Here is a 22,006-nt window from a genome sequence, read left to right on the forward strand (position 1 = left end):
CGATTTAAAATAAAAAAACATTTATAAGTCAAAGTAGATAGTTTGCGATTTTGCTTTTTTCTTAATTGTAAACTAATCTGCCATAAAATTTTATTTTCAAATTTCCATTGAATTTAATTATCTTCTAATGATAGGAGACGGCATATTTGAATTTGTAAAAACCAGAAATTAGACAAGAAAATTAAGTATGCAGCAAATTTACAAGCAAAATTTTATTCGCGCAGGAGAATTAGCAAGTCAAGTTCGTGCGTATGGAAAAAGCCTTATAAAAAAAGGAGCTTCCTATAAAGACGTAATGGACAAAATTTCAGCGAAAATTTTTGAATTGGGAGCTAAACCTGCTTTTCCTCCTCAAATGGCTTTAAATCATGTGGCGGCACATTATTTGATTTATCCGGGTGAAGACGTCATTTTCTCTGATCAAGTAATTAAACTTGATGTTGGTGTGTGTTATAAAGGAGCTATCGGTGATTGCGCAGTGACAGTTGATTTGTCGGATAAATATCAAAAACTTATCCAAGCTGTAGAAGAAGCACTTTTGAATGCCGAACAAATAGTTAAGGTTGGATTACCTGTGCGGGAAATTGGTTATACGATTGATCAAACCATTTCTTCTTATGGTTTTAAAGCTGTAAAAAATTTATCTGGGCATGGGTTAGGGCCTCATAAAATTCACACTTCGCCTATAATACCCAATTATGATAATCATTCTAAAGCGGTTGTTAAGCCAGGCATGACTTTTGCGATAGAACCTTTTGCAACAGATGGGGAAGGATTAATTTATGAAGAAGGAAAAGCGACTATATTTGCTTTTACTTCCTGGAGACCCGTTCGTTCCGAAATAGCTCGTTTAGTTCTAAATAAAGTAAAAACATTTAATGGTCTTCCTTTTTCTATTCACAATTTATTAGATGCACAATTCTCTCTATTAGAGGTGGAAACAGGACTGGCGGAACTATTACGATTTGGAGTGATTGCTGAATACGGTCCATTGATTGAAGAAAAAAATGGAATTGTAGCTCAAGCTGAAAACTCTGTGCTAGTTGATGAACATGGAAAAGTTTTTATCACGACTCGTCTATAAACTTGAAATTAGGATAATCGAAGGGCATTAATTCGTTAAGAGCATGTTCGATATTTGTTTGTTTCACTCTTTCTGCTTTTCCTTGATCAATGAGCTGTTTCATGATTTTTTTGAGCTCCGTGATAAATTCCGTGATAAAACCCTTGAGCACTGCCAGCCCAAAACACACCATCATACCCACCTAATAAAATACCCCCTTAAATGGTAAGAAGAGAGGATAAGTAAGTGAAGGGAAATTTAATCAATTTCATTTGTCTATTATCATTTAGTCAAATTTAGGAGGTTTACGTAGGATTTTTTTTTGAGAATGGCGTTCTTTTTTTACCACATTCTTGTTTTTAACTGTTCTAGGAATTTTAGTTGGAATGCGTTTAGGTTGACGATAATTCAGTTTCTCCACGGTCTGTCTTAATTTAGCGAGACAATTTTGCTTATTTCGATATTGACTGCGAAAAGTTTGACTAGATACAACAATTCCTGTCGGAAAATGGGTCAAACGGACAGCGCTGTTGGTAACATTAATATGTTGTCCTCCACTTCCACTTGAGCGAAAAGTTTGAACTTGGCACTCAGCTAGTAAATCTTCATCTTGTTCAGGTAAAATAATTTTTTGTTTACTCATAATTAATTTTTAGTTCTTTGAATATAAATAACTAAAGTTATAAAGATATGCAATATAAATGAATCAAAATTCAGGGAAAAATGATATTAGTTTTTTTTGGTGCATTAGCTGTGGGAGTAAGTTTAGGGTTACTTGGATCGGGAGGATCTATTTTTACTTTCCCTATTCTTATTCTTTTTTTGCATCGTCCCGATAAGTTAGCGGTTGCAGAATCCTTAGCAATTGTAGGGGTTATTGCCTTAGTTGGAGCTATTCCTTATGCCATTCGTCAACAAGTTCATTGGCGTACAGTAGGTTTTTTTGGATTAGCTGGAATAATAGGGTCATATATTGGTGCTTGCATTGCGCATAGTATAAGTGGGAGAGTTCAATTATTCATTTTTGGGTCGGTTATGCTTATTGTTGCTTGGATAATGTTAAAAGATAAAAAGTGGTTTCAACGTAATAAAGATACTTCCCATTCTACGTTGGTGAGTTTATTAAGTGGTTTTCTACTTGGGCAATTGACAGGTTGTAGTGGTGTCGGAGGCGGATTTATTATTGTTCCTATCTTGATAGTCATCCTAAATTTATCTATCTATGTGGCTATCGGAACGAGTTTAATGATCATTGCATTGAATGCATTAACAGCTTTTTCTCAACAAGCTTTTCTTCTTCAACGTTCGGGCATGCATGTCAATTGGAAGGTCATCGCTCTTTTTTCCTTATTTGGCGTGATAGGAAGTTTGATAGGGGGAACCATAGTAAAATACATTCCTGCAGTTCATTTAAGAAAGCTTTTTGGAACTCTCATGCTTCCTCTTGGTGTTTATATTTTAATTCACTCTTTTAGATAAAATTCTTAACGACTAATGGATTTCAAAGTTATCCATTTTTCTAAAATTTTTAAGTTTACATACAAAGGTTGTGATTATAAACCTTACTTAAGAGGGAAATGATTTGCCCCTATCATTCAATTTCATAGTGTCATGATAAAAACAAATTTTGTCGAAAAGATATAAAATTTATTGACATTGTCCAACCATTTACTTACATAAATAGAAATTATTTTTACAAACGAAAATATGGATTTATTTGCTGGGAAATTACTAGAGTATTTTTTAAATTTTTTTGTTTTTCGCATTTAAACCCTAAACTCTGGTTATGAGATTCCCCTAAAAGTGTTCGATTCGAAAGAGAAAAGTTTAAGAGAGATTTTAATGCCGAAAAAAAATTGTTTTTTTTATTACTTCTGTTTCTTTTTAGCGAGTTTATGTTTAAGTTCTTGCGAAAAAGAAAAAACAACGAATTTTCAAGCCCCGTCAACAGATGTAAGTATTCAAATCGTCGAACCAAAAACGGTACCTGCTGTTTTTGAGTTTGTTGGAATCGCTCAAAGTTCTCACGTAGTTGAAATTCGAGCCCGAATTGAAGGATATTTAGATAAAATAGCTTATACGGAAGGAAGTTTTGTTCAAAAAGGAAATCTCCTCTTTCAAATTGATCCCAGGCCTTTTGAAGCTGCGCTGGAAAAAGCTACCGCACAATTAGCCAGAGAAGAAGCTGTTTTATGGGATGCAAAACGGGCAGTAGATCGCTATAAACCCCTTTATGAGAAAAAAGCTGCAAGTTTAAGAGATTTGGATAATGCAATTGCTCGTCAGCTGTCTTCCGAAGCTGATGTTCAAGCTGCAAAAGCTCAATTGAAAGAAGCGGATATTAACTTAGGATATACGACTATCTATGCTCCAGTTTCAGGTCAAGTAGGACAAGCTAATTACAGAGAGGGAGCTCTCATCGCTCCAACTGAAGATCAATTAGCCACTCTTTCTGTGATTGATCCTATTTGGATTAATTTTAGTATCTCAGAAGGGGATATCTTACGTAGTCAAAAGTCTATTTCGCAAGGGAAGCTTCATTTTCCGGCTTATGATAATTTCACGGTTCAGGTTATTTTAGCAGATCAAACCGTTTTTCCTGAAATTGGGAAAGTTAATTTTTCCTCTCCTACTTATGATCAAAAAACAGGGACAATGATGGTTAGAGCTGTTTTGCCTAATCCAAAAAATATCCTCCGTCCTGGTCAATTTGTACGAGTCCAATTACTTGGAGCAACCCGTCCAAACGCCATTCTTGTTCCGCAAAAAGCTGTGCTTCAAAGCCAAAAGGGAATGTTTGTATTTTTGGTGAATAAGGATGATGAAGTTGTCATGCAACCTATAGAGCCCGGGGTATGGGATCAACAAAATTGGATTATTGATGCGGGTTTAAAGGCTGGAGATCAAGTCGTTGTGGATGGAGTGAATAAATTAAGACCTGGAATGAAAGTCTCTATTAAAAAAAAAATTTTTGCTGAGAAAGCATCATGATTTCCCATTTTTTTATCGACCGCCCTATTTTTGCTTTCGTTCTTTCTATCATTATTACCTTAGCAGGCTTATTTGCACTGCGAATGTTACCGATCGAGCAATATCCAAATATTACGCCTCCTCAAATTCAAGTAACAGCTTCCTATGCCGGTGCTGATGCTTCAACAGTAGCAGCCAGCGTTGCAGCACCCATTGAGCAGCTAGTTAATGGAGTTGAAGATATGATTTATATGTATTCTCAAAATTCTTCTAATGGAGACATAGCTTTAAGCATATTTTTTGAGATTGGAAGTAATATTGATATGGCTCAAGTTAATGTGCAAAATAGAGTCAACATGGCCCTTCCGCAACTTCCTGAAGAAGTGCAGCGAACAGGCGTGCAAATTAAAAAGCAAACGCCAAATATATTGCAATTAGTTGCGATACAGTCACCTGATCAACGATATGACAATATTTTTGTGAGTAATTATACAACTATCAATGTTGTGGATGAAATTTTACGTTTACCAGGAATTAGTAATGCAATGATTGTAAATGCGCGTGATTATTCTATGCGTATTTGGTTAAGGCCAGATCGATTGGCTCAACTTCAATTGACAACGCATGATGTGATCAAAGCTGTTCAAGCGCAGAACAATAATTTTACTGCAGGTTTACTTGGATATCCTCCTACTAATAGCTCCACTCAATTGACAGTTCCTTTGACTGGTCAGGGAAGATTAGATAACCCAAAACAATTTGAGAATATTATTTTAAGAGCAAATAACGACGGATCATATGTTCAAATTAAAGATGTTGGGCGAGTTGAGTTGGGTGCAGCCACGTATGATGTAGATGGTTCATTGAATGGAAAAACGACATCCATGATTGCTATTTATCCATTATTTGGAGCTAATGCTTTGGAAGTAGCTGGGGAAGTCAGAAAAACAATGGAACGTCTTTCCAAAAATTTCCCAGAAGGGCTTGAATACACGATTCCTTACGATACCACTGATTTTATTACAGCGTCGATTCATGAAGTGACTAAAACAATTTTTGAAGCGGCTATTTTGGTTTCTTTAGTGGTTTTAATTTTTTTACAAAACTTGCGAGCGACACTAATTCCTATTATAGCCATGATCGTGTCAATCGTTGGTACCTTTGCAGGAATGTATGTATTAGGGTTTTCTTTAAATACACTGACCTTATTTGGAATGGTATTGGCAATTGGGATCGTTGTTGATGATGCAATCGTTGTAATAGAAAATGTGGAAAGAAATATGCGTGAGCTCAAACTTTTGCCAAGAGCAGCAGCTCATAAAGCGATGGAAGAAGTATCAGGCCCAGTTGTCGCTATTGTATTTGTCCTATGCGCTGTATTCATTCCAGTCGCATTTTTGGGCGGAATTGCGGGTCAACTTTATAAGCAGTTTGCGATTACAATATCAGTATCCGTGGTAATTTCAGGATTTGTTGCTTTAACACTTAGTCCAGCATTAGCTGCATTAATTTTAAAGCCTCACACATCTCCTTCTCGTTTTTCTCTGTTGTTTAATAAAGGATTTGATGCTTTTACAAATGGTTATATGCATATTACCAAATGGATTTTAAATCATGCCTGGGCTGGGCTTTTACTTTTTACTTCTGTTATCACTATATTAGTCATTTTAAATCATGTGATTCCTACGAGTTTCATTCCCCAAGAAGATCAAGGATATTTAATGGCACTTGTGAATATGCCAGATGCTTCTAGCTTAGACCGCACAAAAGAAGTGGATACTGCTATTACAGAAATAGCTTTGGACATTCCGGGGGTTGAAAATATGGTGTCTTTAACAGGTTTTAGTTTGCTTGAATCTTTAAATCGCCTGCAGATGGGAACTAATTTTATTACATTGAAAAATTGGGATCAGCGTAGAACTCCTGTGCTACAAGCCGGTGCGATTCAAGCAGCCTTAAACAAAAAATATAGTACTATTTCTGATGCACAAATCATGACGTTCAATCCACCAGCCATTCAGGGTCTTGGAACTGTTGGTGGTTTTGAATTTTGGATAGAGAATCGAGGGGATGGCGATATTCAGGCATTAGAAACAGTGACCCAAAATTTTATTGCAAAAGCACGTGGAAGACCGGAATTACAGGGATTAACAACTTCTATCCAAACTAACAATATGCAACTCTATGTCGACTTAGATCGGTATAAAGCTGAAACTTTAGGTGTGACTATTAGTGAGGTTTTTCAAACGTTGCAAATCTTTTTGGGCTCTCTTTATATTAACAATTTTAATAAATTTGGGCGTGTTTTTCAGGTAAATGTCCAAGCTGAGCCTACTTATCGCTCTAATTTACAAAATCTGGAAGATATGTATGTACGCTCAATACATAATGAAATGGTCCCTTTAAAGTCATTTTTGAGCACTCACTATACAAAAGGAGCCAATTTAGTTAGCCGCTTTAATGGATTTACAAGTGCTAAAATTATTGGGGGAGCTGCACCAGGTTATAGTTCTGGGCAGGCGATGGCAGCAATGGAACAACTCGCAAAAGAAGAACTTCCTGAGCAAATGACCTATGCTTGGAGCGGCGAAGCTTATCAAGAAAAAAAAACAGGAGGAACGTCTACAAACGTCCTGTTAATTGGTGTATTGATGGTTTTTCTGATTCTTTCAGCTTTATACGAACGTTGGTCTCTTCCTTTTGCTATTATACTAGCCGTACCATTTGGTTTGATGGGGGCATTTTTAGCAATTTGGATCAGAGGAATTTCAAATGATGTCTATTTTAATGTTGGCTTAGTCACTTTAATTGCTCTGTCAGCAAAGAATGCCATTTTAATTGTTGAGTTTGCAATCATCAAAAGAGAAGAAGGGTTATCAGTTTTGGAAGCAGCTATGGAAGCAGCTAAACTGCGTTTTAGGGCCATTTTAATGACTTCTTTAACATTTATTTTAGGGGTTTTTCCTCTAGTTATTAGCTCAGGCGCAGGTGCTGCAAGTCGACACTCAGTTGGAACGGGTGTATTTGGAGGCATGATTGCTGCGACTATACTTGCCGTATTTTTAGTTCCTCTACTTTATAAACTTATTGATCAACGTATAGAAAAAAAAGAGAAGAGAGAGCATGTTTAGAATTTTAGTGACGAGTTGCTTACTCCTTGCACTTAGTTCTTGCGTACTCCATCCTCCTTATCAACAACCTTGTTTGGAGATTCCTAAAAAATGGCGTACTCCTTTTGAAGAAACTTCAACAGCTGCCAATTTTAGATGGTGGGAGGCCTTTGACGACCCTATTTTGAAAAAACTCATCTTTGAGTCTTTGGAAAATAATAAGGATTTAAAGCTGGCTCTCGCGCGTACTGCTGAATTTAAAGCAAGATTGGGAATTGTTCGTTCTCAATTTTTTCCACAAATTAGCGGAGTAGGTCTTGCTTCACGTCAACGCACTCCAACAGAACTATCTGGAGGGAAAACTTCTTCAGGCGTTTCTTCTCAAGGTCAACCAGGTTTAACTCCTGTAGGAACAAACTTAATTCCTTCTCCTTATACCAATAATTATCGTGTAGTTGCAGAAGCTGCTTATGAATTAGATTTATGGGGGCGAGTTTATAGCTCTTCAGAAGCCGCTTTGGCAGATTTATTAGGACAGGTACAAGCTCGCAGGGCTCTGGTGCTATCTATTGTAAGTTCTGTTGCTACAAGCTATATTCAAATGAGACAATTTGATCAGCAATTGATTGTCTCTAAACAGACAGTTACTTCTAGGAAAGAATCTTACGAATTGGCAAAACTTCGTTTTGAAGGAGGGCTGACGTCTGAGTTAGAAGTTAAGCAAGCAGCTGCTGAAGTGGATGAAGCAATTGCTGAAGTTTTTCGATTAGAAGTTTTAATTCCCCAACAAGAAAATTTAATTAGCATTTTAATTGGGCACAGCCCAAGAGAAATTGAAAGAGGATTGAATATTAATGAATGGCCAACTCCACTTGCTGTGCCAGCCGGACTGCCCTCAGAGCTATTAGAACAACGTCCCGATATTATACAAGCTGAGCAAGGATTAATTGCTGCGAATGCTCGAATTGGAGAAGCAAGAGCACAGTATTTTCCTAGTATTTCTTTAACAGGTTATTTTGGGTCTGAAAGTCTTCAACTTCATCATCTTTTTACCTCTCCCACAAGAGCCTGGCAGTATGCAGCCAATCTTTTACAACCAATCTTTACAGGAGGAAAGATTTCGAGTGGCATCGATGTAGCGAAAGCGCAAAAAAGGATTGCGTATTACAATTATCAACAAACAGTTTTGAATGCTTTTAAAGAAGTAGATAATGCTTTAATTGCTCATCAAAAATCCCGAGAATTACTTGAGGTACAAAAAAATAGTGTTGTTGTTTTAAAAGATTACCTACATTTAGCTAAATTACAATACGATAATGGGCAGACAGATTATTTGAATGTTTTGGACGCTGAACGCAAACTGTTTACAGCTCAACTCAACCTAGCTCAAGCTGAAGCTGATGTTTTTTTAACATTAGTTAACGTTTATAAAGTATTAGGAGGGGGATGGGTCATTGATGCGGAAAATCTAAGTAAAGAAAAGCAGGAATGTTTGTAGTACAATCGATGCTGAACATATCAACATCGATTTGGAGATGATTATTTCGTTACTGCTGAATCTGTAGAAAGTGAGTTAAAATTCTTAACTGGTAAGTTAATACCACGTTTTTTTAGTTCTTCAGTTAATTGTTTGGCATTGATAAAAACAATTCCGTCCATACCCATTGATTTTGCCGCAGCAACGTTTGAATCTTTATTATCAATAAATAAAAGCTGCTGAGGAAAAACTTGTAATTGATCTAATAAAATTTGATAAGATTGAGACTCTGGTTTCCTGGCACCAATTTCAAAAGAAAGTAAAACAGGATGAAATAAATCATAAAATCCCAGCTGCCTTTTTAAGCGTGCTTGATTCATACGAACGTTTGAGAGCAAAGCGGTTTGATAACCTAGTTTATGCAATTCTTTCACAATTTGAATAGAACCTGGAATTTCTTTGATAGATTTAAATCGAACTTGATCAAAAAGCTCATTCCAATTTGCAGGAAGTGTTATTCCTTTAGAATGAGTATATTGATCCCAAAATTCTTGCTCCATACCTCCATTTCTCGAAAAACTTTTTAAATTATTTTGGAGTTCGTCGGCCTCTTCTTCTGTGATCCCGAGTTCTTTTGCAAGAAATTGATTGACTTCACTCTTATCACTTTTAGCAATGACTCCACCAAAATCAAACGCGATGACTTTAATGGGAGTTATTGTTTGGCTATACACTTGACTCATTTGGCTGATCATGCAAGGAATTAAAATAAACAAGTAAAAAGACACTTGTTTTAACATACGGGAGCTCCTCTAAATAATTATAATTTTTCTATTGTATCAATAAACTGTTTATTTTTTGTAAAGAAAGAGAAAATGCTGTGCTTATAAAAAAAATAGTGTATTTAAATCAATTTAATTAAAAAAACACTTGATTAATTTCTTTAAAGTTTTTCTCTATATTGAATTTTTCTATAAATATTTTTTGTGCTTGTTCTCCCATCTGCCGAGTTTTTTCGGGATCAGCTAAAGCTTTAAGAATTGTATGCAAAAGAGCTTGATGACTTCTAGGGTAACAAATGTAGCCAGTTTTACCATCTTCAATTGCTTCAGGACATCCATTGACATTTGTGCTAATAATGGGTAAACCAATTGCCATTGCTTGAAATATAGCTAAGGGAAGGCATTCGGAGATTGAAGCTTGAATATATAAATCTGCTCTATGATAATAATAATCGATTTGATCAGGCTGAAGAGATGCCATTAAATGAATGCGATCTAATAAACCATAGTTAACGATTTTTAAAATAAGGTCGCCTAAAAAATGACAATCAGGTCGATTCACAGTTTCAAAAAATCCAATGATCGTTAAGTTTACATGATCAGGAATAGATTTTTCTAATATTCCTTTAATGAAAGCTTCGATCAGATAGTAGGTTCCTTTACGAGCAGAGCTTGTTCCCACAGATAAAATTTCTGAGATGGGACCAGAACGAGAAGATGGCCTTTTTTTTGAAGCGTTTATCCCGCTCCAGTATTTTGTCGTCCCAGAAAATCCTGCTTTTTTCCATATCTCTCTCGTATTATCGGATCCAAACCAAATTTTCACGTTGGAATTTGCTTTCATTTTGTCAAGTAAAGCATTTCTTTTTCGGTTAACATTCAATAATGCGGCAGGAGGAAGAGATTCATGAATGTACCAAAATATCCGATAAAAGGGATTCAGTGAAAGAAGCGTTAAATAAAATGCAACAGCAACAGAATTTCCAATCATAGTTCGTTGGAGTTTTAACATCATCCAGAAAGTATTAATTATTCTGGCTGCTTTTGAGATAAAACTATTTTTATGAAAAGTTAAATCATAGGTGAATTTAGGAATAACAGAAATTGAAATCCCTTGATTTTCTAATTGTTGGCGCATCGGACCGTTTTTTAAGCTAATGACATTCACATAGTGCCCATCTTGTTTTAAACGAATTGCTAAATCAACGACAACCTTTGGTGCCCCTGTTAAACTTAGTTCATGAGTAATAAGAGAGATTTTTATTTTTTTAGTCGTATTAAGAGAGGGGTAAGTTTTTTTGTTATCATCAGCAAGTTTTGTGCTAAGCTGGGGTTGAGGTTTAGTGAGGTAATAATTAAGAGCTTGATCCATATTCATTCGATCACGAATGAGGGGAAAAGCAAGTGGCCAATAAGTATGGCATGGAGCTTGGACATTTAAAGGAGGACTCTTAGAAATTTCTAGAAGATAAGAACGATAAATTTCATTCAGATCGGATTGAAGTAAGTGATTGATTTGAGAAAATGTATTATTACTGTGGAGACGGTATAAATAGAGCGGCTCATCAAAAAAAATGGGTTCTTCATGAAGTAAAGCCCTAAGTAAAAAATCATAGTCATGCGCTAATTTCAAATTTCTAAATCCACCAACTGCTTCATAAAGATCTTTTGTAAATAGTAAGTTACCTGTACTTATAGCAAGGTTGCTTTTCATGAGTTGAAAGCCAACAGTTGGCATCTCTACTAATGAACAAAGGCTATCTTCATAAGATTTTTTCCAGGGATGAGAAAACGGTAAATCTACTCCCTGATCATCAATTCCTTTAATTCCAGAAAAAATGAGCCTTCCTTTTTCCGTTTGAAGTCTATCCACTAGCTTTTTTAATCGATCTCTTTCGTAAATATCGTCAGAATTGAGAATCGTCAATAGTGAACCTTTTGCTATTGTCAAACCACGATTAATTGTGGCATGTGCCCCAGAATTTTGCTGACGAATGAAAGTAAATGAATATCCTTGTTTTGAAGTTTGGTTTTGTTTTAACCATTGTTCAACTATTTCAACGCTGTGATCTTTTGATCCATCGTCAATAATGATAATTTCAATTAGAGGATAATTCTGATGTAATACAGAATCGAGTGCTATAGAGACAAATTTTTCGTGATTATAAACAGGAATGACAACAGAAATAAGAGGTGTTTCATTATCCATAAATAAAATTTACCAAATTATATATTTTGTGAGTGAGAGAGAGCTGCATTCCACATTTTTTCAAGTCCTTTTTCTAAATTGACTTGAGGTCGCCAACCAAATTGCGAATGAAAATATTCATGAGATAACACGCTCCAGGAAGGCTTTGTCGTGATTGCCAATTCACTGTAAATAGTTTGCAAGGATCGATTAGAAATTTTTTCTATTAGCTGAATGACATTCTGAATAGAGTATCCTACTCCACATCCAATATTAAAAACGCTAAATAGCCCTTTTAAAGGCTTATTTCTGCTAACTATTTGAAATACAGAAGCTAAATCTTCTAAATGGATATAGTCTCTCACACTATCTGAAGAATCAAAAATAGTTAGTGTTTGGTTAAGTAAAATTTTGTTAAATGCAATTCCAATCAAACCTTGTAATCGTTCAGGTTCCAGAAGAGTTCCGTAAGGATTACTGATTCGAAGGACCGTCGCAGAGATTCCATAAGTTTGGCACATTAACCGTAGATAATGTTCTGCAGCCAGTTTTTGAACACTATAGATAGAATTGGGAGAAGGAAGATCTTTTTCAGTTCTTGGTTTGTGGGGAAGTTCGCTTGAGTACATATTCCCACCTGTGCTAGCAAAAATAATATGGCCGTTAGGATTTGCCTGAGCAAAATGTTCAAATAATTGAGTGGTAAAGGTTAAATCTTTCTGAAAAGAAAAAATTGTGTTTCGGGGATTGGATTTGCAAGCGAGATGAATTAATGTACTGGTGTCTTTAATAAAAGAGGACAAGTCATGTGGGGGGAAAGTAATCGATTTTGAATTATTTCCCTCATCTAAAATATATTCAGAAACGGATGAAGAGAATAATTTTTTTTGTGGAAAAGGAAGGTAAGGACAAATATATTTTCCAATAAATCCTGAGGTTCCGGTAATAGCCAGCAAGTGTCTCTCCTAAAAAACATTTATTGTCTAAATTTCTAAATCATAAAAACTTAATCGAATATGCTAAAAAAACTTGGATTTATATCCTAGAACTTTATTAATAACTTAATTTAAATATCAGAAAATGTTTAAACAAAAAGTTTTAAAAAGAAAAAACATTAAAATTTACCTATCGAATTTGTCAAAATAATAAAGCAAAGATAGAGTTTAAAACTCTATTCTCATTAGTGAATTTCATTTTATGTTATTTGATATGAAACATTTGAAAAAATGACGACGAAGATCCAAGGATGAAAGAGGCAGTCTATTACATTTTTAAATTTTTTATTTTATCTTCACCTTTAAAGCGAAAGTCATAAAAACAGTGCCAAAGGAATCAATAGGCATATCTTGTTCCAGTTGGCGAATTGGCTATTATTTGAGTTGAAAAACAGCGTCAACGAATGTCGCTGCACGAATGCCAAAATAAAAACTTGAATTAGAAACAAACTTAATTCCAATAATTGTGACAAGCATTTCACTTTTTGAAGGATCAATATGAAGCGCTACTTCTACTTTAATAAGTCGCTAAGCTTTATTTAAAGGCAAGACGGTATCTGGTATAAATTTTGAGAAGAAAGCCACGTTCGTTTGTCAATTAGTATAGGGAATTCTCATACACAGCTGATAAATTAACATTTTTAGTAGAAATGGTAGAATCTATTTTTACTAGTACTAGTAAACTAATTTTTTCCTAGCCGAAGCCAAGGAGAAGAAGGTAAAGGCGGCTGTAATATTTTCTTATTCAGCTTCAATCTAATTTAGAATATTATCTTGAAGCGAAAAAGTTTTAGCTTTTTGTTAGTTAATATTTGTGGCGTCGAAGAGTGGACTTTTGTTTTTGATGCGCATAAGTTAAAAAGTTCTCAAGAAGCAGAGATATTAGTTTCTAAATATTGTTTGTTTGAAACGGCAATTTGGGTGTTTATTGCTGGTTATCTTCTTTTTCGATTTGGGTTATTTGAGCTTGTTTATCTCGTTTTTTGTTAAATCTTGTTGAGTTTCTTCCTATTTCTTATCAAGCTGAAGAGTTTCTTTAAATACCTTTTCAATCCATTGTCTTGCAGTATCCTTTATACATCTTACTAGTTAAAAGAGGGTAATTTTTAGGTTTCCTTCAATAATAACACTAAATTATTTTTTGTTTTTTCATGCCAATTTTTCTTGGTAGCTCTCAACTGTTGATGAAAATTTTCTTCAAAATCTGCTTTTTGCTTAATCAAAATTATTTTTTTCAAATGAGTTATCTTTTTTGGTTTCGAGAAGAAGGGTCATTTCACTTAGAGGCCAATCTTTCAAAAGCATTGCTGCTCATATCGAGAATGTTTTGAGCCGTAATTTTGATTTCTCTACTTTGCAAAATTTGGTTAATGCTTACTAAACTGCCATTTAGAAAAAGAGGCCCTCATGGGCTTGTGCTGTTTATGCTCTAGCTTACATTATACTGAGAGGCCGTGACATTATTAGTACTGTTAGTAGTAACATTGAACATAAAAAATGCTTCTCTAGCGATGTTTTTTTAAAGCAGAATTGTATTATGAATTTTGATTGGGAATCAAATCGATTTTGTACTAAGGGACTAATTTTCACAAGTACAAATTGTAAATAAAAAATTGAAATATGTAATTTAAAAATTAAATTAAAACAATTGACACGAGTCATCGATACTGTTATGTATAATTTTTTTTTGCAAACTTTAGGCATGATTAATTACTGCAAGCAACAAGAAATAGCTAATCATTCAAGGGAAGGATTTTGTTAGTGTCTGAAAATTTTCCTATATATATTTACTTCGGAGTTGTTTTTCTCGTTACTTTGATAGTGATAGGCTTATCCGGCCTTTTTCCTTCCAAGAAAACGAGTCAAGTTAAGTTTATGCCTTATGAATCCGGTATCCAAACGGAAACCCACCTTTTGGAAAAGCGTTTCCCTCTTCGGCACTATTTAGTCGCTCTAATGTTTTTAGTCTTTGATATCGAAGTCATTTTTCTTTACCCCTGGGCAGTGGTGGGTAAACAAATAGGATCTTTTGCTTTTTATGAAATGACATTTTTCCTGCTGACACTTGTTGTAGGATTTATTTATGTATGGCGTAAACGAGGTTTGGAATGGGAATGAATCATCAACAGGAAAAAACACCGTTTCTCATTGCCCCACTAGAAAAACTAGTCAATTGGGCACGCAGTAATTCTCTTTGGCCAGCTCAATTTGGGCTTGCTTGCTGTGCGATTGAAATGATGTCGACTGCAGCAAGTCGTTATGATCTGGCTCGTTTCGGTATGGAGGTCTTTAGAGCGTCTCCTCGACAAAGCGATGTTATGATTGTCGCAGGGCGAGTTAGTCAAAAAATGGCACCCGTTCTTCAAACAATCTATGAACAAATGCTAGAACCTAAATGGGTTATTGCTATGGGAGATTGTGCTTCCTGCGGAGGAGTTTATAATAACTATGCTATCATTCAGGGTGTCGATAAACTTGTACCCGTCGATGTTTATTTAGCAGGCTGCCCTCCTCGTCCAGAGGCATTAATAGATGCGTTAATCATGCTGCAAAATAAAATTAAATATGGAGACTCTTCTAAAAAAGGGAAAAGACATCTATGACGTCTCAAATTGTTTTAGATCACATAAAAAAAAACTTTCAAGCATTCATTTTGAATCAAACTCTAGAATTTGGTGAAACGACTTTTGAAGTTAATCGAGGTGGGCTAAAAATAATATTAAATTTTTTAAAAATTCATGAAGATTGCCAGTTTGAAGTATTAATGGACTTAACTGCGGTTGATTATTTATTTCCAGTTAAACGAACACAAATTCTTTATTTTTTACAAAATTTTTCCCGGCTAGATCGAATTCGCATAGGGATTACGATTGAAAGAGGCGAAATGCTTCCGACTGTTACAGATTTGTGGGAAGGAGCGAACTGGTATGAGAGAGAATTATTTGATATGTTTGGAGTTGAATTTAAGGGACATCCAGAATTAAGCCGTATACTGATGCCTGATCATTGGTTAGGACATCCAATGTTACGTGACTATGCATTAACTGAAGAAGTTGTTCAATTTAAAAATAATGTAAAACCGAAAGTACCTTCACAGATTATTTCTTATGACAAAAGTAAGTAAAGAGCGCCTTAAAGAACTTGAGGAGTCCGGTGATGTCATGGAGCTCAATTTGGGCCCGCAACATCCTTCTACTCACGGTGTATTGCGTTTAAAATTGCGCCTTGAAGGAGAGGTTGTATTATCTTGTGATCCTGTGATTGGCTATTTACATACCGGAGTGGAAAAAGAGTGTGAAAGTCGCACCTATCATCAGGTTTTTACTTTAGTTGATCGTTTAGACTATTTGTCAGGCCCAGCTGAAGAACAAGCTTTTGCAGGTGCCCTCGAACGTTTAATGAATATTGAGGTTCCAGAACGTGCACAAACGATTCGCATTATTCTTTTAGAATTATCGCGAATAGCAAGTCATCTTTTATGGGCTGGAACAAGTGCTTTAGAATTAAATATGTCTTCAGTTTTTATGTATAGCTTTGCAGAAAGGGAAAAAATTTTAGACCTATTTGAACAAGTCTCTGGTGCCAGAATGTTTCCTTCCTTGTGGAGAATCGGCGGATTAGCAAAAGACTTAAATTCTGATTTTATCTCTCATTTAAAAGAATTTATCTCTGGTTTTCAAAAAATTTGGAAAGAGTTGGATAGGCTTTTAACAGATAATTTTGTTTGGTGTAAACGCTTACAAGGTGTTGCTGTCATTGATCAAGAAATCTGTAAGCAATACATGTGTACAGGTCCTGTACTTCGCGCATCCGGTATTTCTTATGATATCCGCAAAGCTTATCCTTATTTAGGATATGAAAATTACAATTTCGATATACCAACGCATATCGATGGAGATTCTTATGCACGTTACCTTGTTCGTATGGAAGAGATGTTACAAAGTATTTCTATCATTGAACAAGCTATTGCACGCTTAAAACCAGGTGTTGTGTTAACAAATGATCGCAAAGTTGCCTTGCCCCCTCGAAAGGAGTTAGCCCGAAGCATGGAAGCTGTCATTCATCAATTTAAATTGATTTCCGAAGGCCTTCATCCTCCTGTTGGTTCAGTTTATAATTGTGTAGAATCTGCTAGAGGAGAACTGGGTCATTATGTGATTAGCGACGGGACACCTAAACCGTATCGGTTAAGAGTTCGCTCACCTTCATTTTCTCACGTTGAAGTGTTAAAAAAGGTTTTACGAGGCCATGTCATTTCAGATGTTGTTGTTGCTATTGCTAGTGTTGACCCTATACTTGGAGACGTAGATCGCTAATGCTTACCGAAGAAACAAAACAGGCTATCTTAAAATTGCAGAATCTATATCCAAATAAACGCTCAGCTCTTATTCCAGCCCTTCATTTAGCACAAGCTGAAAAAGGATATTTACCAATTGAAGTTCAAAATGAACTTGCCTTCTTATTTGATTTAGAACCAAGTGAAGTTAATTCTATTGTCACTTTTTATGATATGTTTTTTGAAGAACCTGTCGGAAAACATGTGATTCATGTTTGCAAGAATATTTCTTGCATGTTAAGAGGCGCTGATGGATTTCTAGCGAGATTATGTCAAAAAATGCATATTTCTCCAGGTGAAACGACGCAGGACGGTGAGTTTACGGTGATTGCTTCAGAATGTTTAGCAGCTTGTGATAAAGCTCCAGTGATGATTGTTGATGATAAAGTCATTGGACCAGTAGAAATCACACAAATCGATGATTACATTCAAAAAGCCAAACAAAGCTATGGCCATCACTCTCCGATCACCATTAAGGAGGTAGAAGATGTCTGAAATGCGTATTTTAACAGCTTACATGGATGATCCACATCAATGTAAGATCGAAACTTATGAGCGTAATGGCGGTTATCAAGCACTCAAAAAAGCAATTTCTTCTATTTCCTCGGATCAGCTAATTGAAATGGTAAAACAATCTTGGTTGAGAGGTAGAGGTGGAGGTGGTTTTCAAACAGGCTTGAAATGGAGTTTTGTCCCCAAAGATTGTCAAATTTCTAAATATCTCGTTTGCAATTGTGATGAAAGTGAACCTGGTACATTTAAAGATCGATATATCATTGAAAATGATCCTCATCAATTAATTGAAGGAATAATTTTAGCTTGTTACGCAATAGGGGCAAAGCAGGCTTTTATTTATTGCAGAGGAGAATTTTTTGAAGGAAATAAAAAGTTGCGATTAGCTATTCAAGAAGCTAAAAAAAGAGGTTATTTAGAAGCTCCATTAGGAGAAGCAAATTTTTCTGTTAGTATTATTGTTCATCCAGGCGCAGGAGCCTATATTGCAGGCGAAGAAACTGCTCAATTGAATTCACTTGAAGGCTATCGTGCAACTCCTCGTTTAAAACCCCCTTTTCCAGCAGTTTCTGGCTTATATGAAAAACCGACTGTCGTTAATAATGTTGAAACATTATGTAACGTTGTTCACATTGTGAATCGTGGAGTTGAATGGTATCAAAGTATTGGTAAACCAAAAAATACAGGAACAAAAATCTTCCAAGTTAGCGGTCATGTTCAAAATCCAGGATGTTTTGAATTTCCTTTGGGAATTCCTTTAAAAGAAGTTTTAGAAAGAGCTGGTTGGATGCTACCAGGCCATCAATTTAAAGCTTGTTATCCGGGGGGATCATCTTGTTCATTATTGACTGAACGGGATTTAGATACTCCTATGGATTTTGATAGTGTTGCAGCAAAAAAATCCATGTTGGGAACGGCATCAATTATTGTTATGGATGATTCGACGGATATGGTGAAAGTTGCCAATCGTTTGATGGAATTCTATCAAAATGAGTCTTGTGGAAAATGTACTCCTTGTCGCGAAGGGACGCGTTGGACAAAACAAATCCTTACTCGTATCTTAGCGGGTAGGGGAACAGTTGGGGATTTAAAAACGATAGAGCGAATTTGTCAACAAATGGAAATGGATTCGTTTTGCCCGTTGGCTCCAGGAGCTGCTCTTCCAATTGTCAGTGCGATTAGAGAATTCAGAGGCGAATTTGAATCTTATATTATGCGTAACATTCATGCTGATAAACCTCCTGAAATGAAAATTACTTATCCTTATTTGTAGGTAGTGACTGTGGAAATGATGATTAACTTAATAATCGATGGAAAGGAATTAAGTGTTCCAAAGGGAACAACTGTTTATCATGCCGCCAAACAACTAGGCATTGACATTCCTATTTTTTGTTACCAAGATCGCATGCCTCCTTTTGGTGCTTGTCGAATGTGTTTGGTAGAAGTGGAAAAAATGAATAAATTGCAAGCATCATGCGCATTAGAAGTGGCTGAAGGAATGGTTGTAAAAACGCAAAGTACTGTTGCAAAAGAGGGACGGGAAGGGATTTTAGAACTTTTACTTATTAATCATCCTTTAGATTGCCCTATTTGCGATAAAGGGGGAGAATGTCCTCTGCAAGATCAAACTTTAAAACATGGACCTGGAGAAAGCCGATTTTACGAAGAAAAAAGACATTTTACTAAAGCTCTTCCTCTAGGACCAACTTTAATGTTAGATCGGGAACGTTGTATTGTGTGTGCCCGTTGTACACGATTTGGTGATATTGTTGCGGGCGATCATGCTTTAGAAATGAAAGAACGTGGTTTTCGAACTGAAGTAGGTACACCGGGCAATCGTCTTGTGGAGTCTAAATTTATTGGGAATACCATTTCTATTTGCCCAGTTGGTGCTTTAACGAGTCAAGTTTATAGATTTCGGGCTAGACCATGGGACAACCATTCTATTCCTAGTACGTGTACATTATGCCCTGTAGGATGTAGTTTAAACATTGATTCGAGAGATGGACAAATTGTTCGGACCCGTTCGAGAGAAAATAAATTAGTCAATGATATCTGGCTTTGCGATAAAGGTTGGTTTGGTTATGAATTTGTTTCTAACGCAAATCGCTTACAACAGCCTTTAATTCGAAGAGATGGAAAATTAACTCCTGCTAGTTGGGAAGAAGCTTTAAATTTAATCGTTTCTCAAATTAAATTTGCAAAACCAACAAAAAAAATTGCGGGATTAGGGGGAAATCCTTTAACAACGGAAGAAAATTATCTTTTTCAACGGTTAATTCGTGAAGTTGCAGAGGTGAATCATGTTGACCATCGAATTGGAACTCCTCATTTTGATTCTGAGCAAGAAAGATTATCTCCAGGGATGGAAATTTCTCTTGGTGAATGCGAATCTCTTTCATTTGTGATCTTATTAGGATTAGACTTAACAGAAGAATTTCCCCTTATTTGGCTTCGCTTAAAACAAGCGATTAACAAAGGAGCTAAAGTTTTATTTATGGGGAATTTTTCCCCCGAAATAGCGAGTTATTTAACAAAAATAGTTCTACATCCGCCAGGAAAAGAACTAGAGAATTGGGATGAGAACTTACCTCTTATTGACGAATGGGTTTCTCAAGGAAAATCAGGAGCGATATTTGTTGGGCAACAATATTTGATAAATTTCAATAGGCCATTGATATTAGACAAGCTATGGTCATTCCGACAGTCACACTCTAATCTAACCTTGAATCTCTTAGAAGGCTCAGGGAATTCACAGGGAGCCAGGTTTGCTGGAATGCGGCCTGATTTAGGACCTTTAAATCAAAAGATTGAAGAACCTGGATTACATACTTTAGCTATTCTCGAAGCAGCTGCTAAAAAAGATTGGGAATTTCTCTATGTGGTTGGCGCTAATCTTGCCAAGAAATATCCAGCAAAACTGTGGCGATCTGCTCGGGAAAATATAAAATTTATGGTTGTGCAAGATCTGTTTTTAACGGAAACAGCATTAGATGCTGATGTTGTGCTGCCTTCACTATCATTTATCGAAAAATCAGGGACATTTATTAATATCGAAAACAGAATTCAGACACTGCATCAAGGAAAAGAAATTCCTGAAAATAGCTTTAGTGATGCATCGATTTTTATGGCTATCGCAGAAAAACTGGGAATTCAATTATCTTTTGAACCTGCTTTTTTAGACGCTCTTTCTCAAACCAAGGTATTTCATACCTGTGAATTGAGAACATCATTGCCGCTATCCGAGCCCGTCTCTAATGAAAAGTTAAAAGCTGTCTTTGCCCCTGCTTTATTTGATGAAGGGATTCGCATGAAACATGATCCTCATCTCATCCAGTTAGTTAAAGAACCTCGTTTACGAATGCATCCAAATGAGGCTAAAAAGAGAGGAATCATGCAGGGTGATACAGTTCGTTTGACGACAAATAAAGGATCTCTTCAGGCAAAAATAAAATGGGATGGAAATGTAGCGGAACAGACAGTGATTATTCCTTTAGGATTTGACCTTATTTCCGCTCATGATTTAGATAGTAACCTCATCAATGGATTGCCAATCGATATTCAACTAATTGAATCACAAAAAGAAGAGTCTCTATGATTGACGACTTAATCATCATTCTTATTAAAAGTGCTGTTGTCATTCTTTTATTATTTACAGCAGCTGCCTATATGACATTTTTAGAACGTATTGTCATGGCTCGTCTTCAACTAAGAATGGGACCTGTGAGAGTAGGTCCTTTTGGCCTTTTTCAGCCCCTCGCTGATGGAATCAAATTATTATGCAAAGAACGTTTTCAACCAGCTAATGTAGAAACATTTGTTTATTGGCTTGCTCCCGGCATCTCCTTATTTACAGCATTGTTTATTTTTGTATTGATTCCATTTGGGGGTGTAGTAGAAATTGCAGGTCGGCTTATTTATTTACAAATTGCCGACATAAACGTTGGAGTTGTTTTTTTGTTAGCTTTTTCTTCTTTAGCCGTCTACGGAGTTGTTTTAGCTGGCTGGGCTTCGAATAATCGTTATTCACTCATTGGAGGATTAAGAGGAACTGCTCAAATGATCAGTTACGAAATTCCAATGGGGCTTTCTTTGCTAACTGTTGTTTTATCAACTGGTACATTGAGTTTACGAGAAATTGTTGAATTGCAACAAAATCATTGGTTGATTTGGACAAATCCGATTAGTTTTATCATTTATTTTATTACTTCCTTCGCTGAAACCAATCGGGCTCCATTTGATCTTCCTGAGGCTGAGCAAGAATTAACAGCAGGTTATCATACAGAATATGGGGGAATGAAATTTGCCGCTTTTTTTCTTGGAGAATACATCAATATTTTAGCCGTATCGGCTATTGCAACGACCCTCTTTTTTGGAGGATGGCATGGACCTGGAGATATTCCTATTCTTTGGTTTGGGTTAAAAGTCGCTATTTTTGTTTTTATTTTCATGTGGGTGCGAGCGACGATGCCTCGTTTTCGCTATGATCAACTCATGAGCTTTGGGTGGAAGGTGTTGATTCCCATTGCCATCTTAAATCTAATTATAACAGCATACTTTACGTTGGTGTAG

The 22,006-nt window shown here is 35.9% G+C and carries 18 protein-coding genes and 1 pseudogene; 14 read left to right on the top strand and 5 right to left on the bottom strand.

The window, feature by feature from the left end:
• The first annotated feature begins 187 nt into the window (after nt 1-187).
• Nucleotides 188-1,084, top strand: a complete 897-nt coding sequence (map, locus tag PC_RS02615) for a type II methionyl aminopeptidase (protein WP_011175096.1) — start codon at nt 188-190, stop codon at nt 1,082-1,084.
• Here map and PC_RS02620 read toward each other — a convergent pair.
• Together PC_RS02620 and PC_RS02625 are read right to left on the bottom strand one after the other, a co-directional pair.
• On the bottom strand, nt 1,068-1,259 hold the full coding sequence (locus PC_RS02620; protein WP_181679035.1) for a hypothetical protein: 192 nt from the start codon (nt 1,257-1,259) through the stop codon (nt 1,068-1,070). The genes map and PC_RS02620 overlap by 17 nt on opposite strands.
• A 90-nt stretch (nt 1,260-1,349) precedes the next feature.
• Nucleotides 1,350-1,706, bottom strand: a complete 357-nt coding sequence (locus PC_RS02625) for a peptide chain release factor family protein (RefSeq protein WP_011175098.1) — start codon at nt 1,704-1,706, stop codon at nt 1,350-1,352.
• A gap of 80 nt (nt 1,707-1,786) precedes the next feature.
• On the opposite strand from PC_RS02625, the gene PC_RS02630 reads away from it, so the two are divergent.
• From PC_RS02630 to PC_RS02645, 4 genes are all read left to right on the top strand, one after another.
• A complete protein-coding gene (locus PC_RS02630; RefSeq protein ID WP_011175099.1) occupies nt 1,787-2,542 on the top strand; it encodes a sulfite exporter TauE/SafE family protein in 756 nt (251 codons plus the stop codon).
• A 363-nt stretch (nt 2,543-2,905) separates the two neighbouring features.
• Complete coding sequence (locus tag PC_RS02635; protein ID WP_044044782.1) at nt 2,906-4,054, top strand: efflux RND transporter periplasmic adaptor subunit; 1,149 nt, start codon at nt 2,906-2,908, stop codon at nt 4,052-4,054.
• Nucleotides 4,051-7,164: an efflux RND transporter permease subunit gene (locus PC_RS02640; protein WP_011175101.1), complete on the top strand. Its 3,114-nt coding sequence runs from the start codon at nt 4,051-4,053 to the stop codon at nt 7,162-7,164. The genes PC_RS02635 and PC_RS02640 overlap by 4 nt, the downstream gene beginning before the upstream one ends.
• Nucleotides 7,157-8,641 carry an efflux transporter outer membrane subunit gene (locus PC_RS02645; protein ID WP_044044785.1) on the top strand — a complete coding sequence of 495 codons (1,485 nt, stop codon included), beginning with the start codon at nt 7,157-7,159 and terminating at the stop codon, nt 8,639-8,641. Before PC_RS02640 ends, PC_RS02645 begins: the two co-directional genes overlap by 8 nt.
• A 41-nt stretch (nt 8,642-8,682) precedes the next feature.
• On the opposite strand, the gene PC_RS02650 is transcribed toward PC_RS02645, so the two are convergent.
• The 3 genes from PC_RS02650 to PC_RS02660 all read right to left on the bottom strand — a co-directional run bounded on the left by PC_RS02650 (nt 8,683) and on the right by PC_RS02660 (nt 12,546).
• Nucleotides 8,683-9,420, bottom strand: coding sequence for an HAD family hydrolase (locus tag PC_RS02650; RefSeq protein ID WP_011175103.1), 738 nt, complete (start codon nt 9,418-9,420; stop codon nt 8,683-8,685).
• Nucleotides 9,421-9,538: 118 nt separating this feature from the next.
• Nucleotides 9,539-11,611 carry a glycosyltransferase gene (locus tag PC_RS09855; RefSeq protein ID WP_011175104.1) on the bottom strand — a complete coding sequence of 691 codons (2,073 nt, stop codon included), beginning with the start codon at nt 11,609-11,611 and terminating at the stop codon, nt 9,539-9,541.
• Between the two features lie 17 nt (nt 11,612-11,628).
• Nucleotides 11,629-12,546 (bottom strand): NAD-dependent epimerase/dehydratase family protein, encoded by a 918-nt coding sequence (locus tag PC_RS02660; protein ID WP_011175105.1) that lies wholly within the window; start codon nt 12,544-12,546, stop codon nt 11,629-11,631.
• 813 nt (nt 12,547-13,359) lie between these two features.
• Between PC_RS02660 and PC_RS02665 the strand changes: the two genes are divergently transcribed.
• The 9 genes and pseudogenes from PC_RS02665 to nuoH all read left to right on the top strand — a co-directional run bounded on the left by PC_RS02665 (nt 13,360) and on the right by nuoH (nt 22,006).
• Nucleotides 13,360-13,575, top strand: a complete 216-nt coding sequence (locus PC_RS02665) for a hypothetical protein (protein ID WP_011175107.1) — start codon at nt 13,360-13,362, stop codon at nt 13,573-13,575.
• 771 nt (nt 13,576-14,346) lie between these two features.
• The gene (locus PC_RS02670) at nt 14,347-14,703 is read left to right on the top strand and encodes an NADH-quinone oxidoreductase subunit A (RefSeq protein ID WP_042281656.1); all 357 of its coding nucleotides are present in this window, start codon (nt 14,347-14,349) and stop codon (nt 14,701-14,703) included.
• A pseudogene (locus PC_RS02675) lies at nt 14,700-15,170 on the top strand (NADH-quinone oxidoreductase subunit B); the annotation flags it as partial. The gene PC_RS02670 and the pseudogene PC_RS02675, both read left to right, overlap by 4 nt.
• 14 nt (nt 15,171-15,184) lie before the next feature.
• Nucleotides 15,185-15,709: an NADH-quinone oxidoreductase subunit C gene (locus PC_RS02680; RefSeq protein ID WP_011175111.1), complete on the top strand. Its 525-nt coding sequence runs from the start codon at nt 15,185-15,187 to the stop codon at nt 15,707-15,709.
• Nucleotides 15,693-16,901: an NADH dehydrogenase (quinone) subunit D gene (gene nuoD, locus PC_RS02685; RefSeq protein WP_011175112.1), complete on the top strand. Its 1,209-nt coding sequence runs from the start codon at nt 15,693-15,695 to the stop codon at nt 16,899-16,901. The genes PC_RS02680 and nuoD overlap by 17 nt, the downstream gene beginning before the upstream one ends.
• Nucleotides 16,901-17,416, top strand: coding sequence for an NADH-quinone oxidoreductase subunit NuoE (gene nuoE, locus PC_RS02690; protein WP_044044789.1), 516 nt, complete (start codon nt 16,901-16,903; stop codon nt 17,414-17,416). Before nuoD ends, nuoE begins: the two co-directional genes overlap by 1 nt.
• Complete coding sequence (gene nuoF / locus PC_RS02695) at nt 17,409-18,707, top strand: NADH-quinone oxidoreductase subunit NuoF (RefSeq protein WP_011175114.1); 1,299 nt, start codon at nt 17,409-17,411, stop codon at nt 18,705-18,707. The genes nuoE and nuoF overlap by 8 nt, the downstream gene beginning before the upstream one ends.
• 15 nt (nt 18,708-18,722) lie before the next feature.
• Entirely contained in the window at nt 18,723-21,032 is a 2,310-nt protein-coding gene (gene nuoG, locus PC_RS02700) for an NADH-quinone oxidoreductase subunit NuoG (RefSeq protein WP_044045373.1), read from the top strand.
• Nucleotides 21,029-22,006 carry an NADH-quinone oxidoreductase subunit NuoH gene (gene nuoH / locus PC_RS02705; protein WP_011175116.1) on the top strand — a complete coding sequence of 326 codons (978 nt, stop codon included), beginning with the start codon at nt 21,029-21,031 and terminating at the stop codon, nt 22,004-22,006. The genes nuoG and nuoH overlap by 4 nt, the downstream gene beginning before the upstream one ends.

The organism is Candidatus Protochlamydia amoebophila UWE25, from assembly GCF_000011565.2.
In the GTDB taxonomy this organism is placed as follows: Bacteria; Chlamydiota; Chlamydiia; order Chlamydiales; family Parachlamydiaceae; genus Protochlamydia; species Protochlamydia amoebophila.